Genomic DNA, 1368 nt, shown 5'->3' on the forward strand with positions numbered 1-1368 from the left:
AAATTTAACACCTTTCTCAAAATTCATGCACCGTGTTTTCGGCTTGACCCAAAAATACCTTAACTGACCAAATTTGAATGGGATATTTTGGGGATATTTGCCTTCCCCCCCACGAACTTTAATCAACCCCTCTACATTTCTCAAGGGAACCAGTAGCACCTCAATACACTTTTTTCGATGAAAAAGTCGAAGCTGCTACACTTTTCGGAAGGAATACTGCTTATCCCTCGCACTAAACCTTTGATTTAATTGCTTATTTCGCCGATTTTTGCTAATTTTGTAATTGAAAGCAGCAAGCCATGAGTGGCTTGAAGATGGAGGCTGAGACAGTCTTCGGGAAAATAAAAGGACAATGGTTTTACATTCAGTTACTTACAGAAATTGAGGTTGAACCTTTTAAACTGTAATTCCTTGATTCAACGATAGTTTACCACACTGCATCGGTAACGCACTTTACGGATTTGGCATTTAAGGTCCAACTGTTTCATCAGACGCTGAACGATCTTGTGATTAATGGCAAAACCTCTGTTGCGCATTTCTGCGGTTATACGGCGGTAGCCGTAACGTCCTTTATGTTCATGGAAAATTGATTTAATCATCTCTTTTCCACCCGCATATTTATCTTTTACATTTAGTCGTTTCAAATGATAGTAGAAAACGGAACGAGCCATCTTCCTCAACTTCAGAAGTAATTCGAGTGGGTATTCCGACCTTAGTTCGTCGCTGGCTTTTGCCCATTGAGCTGTGCCCGGGCTTTCTCTTCCTCAACTAAGGCCTTCACTTTTTTAGCAGCGCATTCTCAGCCCGCAGACGGAGATTTTCCGCCTGAAGTTTTTCAAGTTCTGTCTGAGGTTCTTTCTTCTTAGGTCTTGACATGGGGCTTTGGGAGGATGTCCCCGTCGTTTGTTTTCAAGTGATATGCCCTGACGTATCTTTCGCATCCATGTCTGGATTGTCGATCGATTTAAATCATAACGCAGACATATCTCTTACAAAGGTAAGCCTTTTGCAAGACATTCCTCTACAATTTTTATCTTTTCTTTTTTCGAGTAGTAGTAGGACCGTGTCCCAAGTAACCCTTCTTCTCCGTATTTTTGATAACGGAGATATCATTGACGCACCATCTTTTTGTCGAGCCGTTCTTCCCGGAAAAGCCTTTCGAGTGGTTCGCCTAATTTAATTCTGACTACTACTAGCAGCCGTTCTTCGAATGTGTGGTATCTATACATAATGCACCCCAAAAGTTTTGTGTCTAACTTTTGGGGTGCAATTCATCAATATCATGGCTTATTCATTGGAAACGGTCGTGGCGGAGAAGTTTCAGGCTATATACACAAGGATTTTGGACGAACATGTACCAGCTACCAC

At 41.6% G+C, this 1368-nt stretch carries 1 protein-coding gene; it reads right to left on the bottom strand.

Going from position 1 to position 1368, the window contains the following annotated elements; genetic code table 11:
* Window positions 1-416: 416 nt before the first annotated feature.
* Window positions 417-599, bottom strand: coding sequence for an IS3 family transposase (locus tag C5S62_RS02910; RefSeq protein ID WP_190311543.1), 183 nt, complete (start codon window positions 597-599; stop codon window positions 417-419).
* Window positions 600-1368: the final 769 nt, after the last annotated feature.

Origin of the sequence: Prevotella sp. MGM2 (assembly GCF_002933955.1) — a bacterium.
Classification (GTDB): Bacteria; Bacteroidota; Bacteroidia; order Bacteroidales; family Bacteroidaceae; genus Alloprevotella.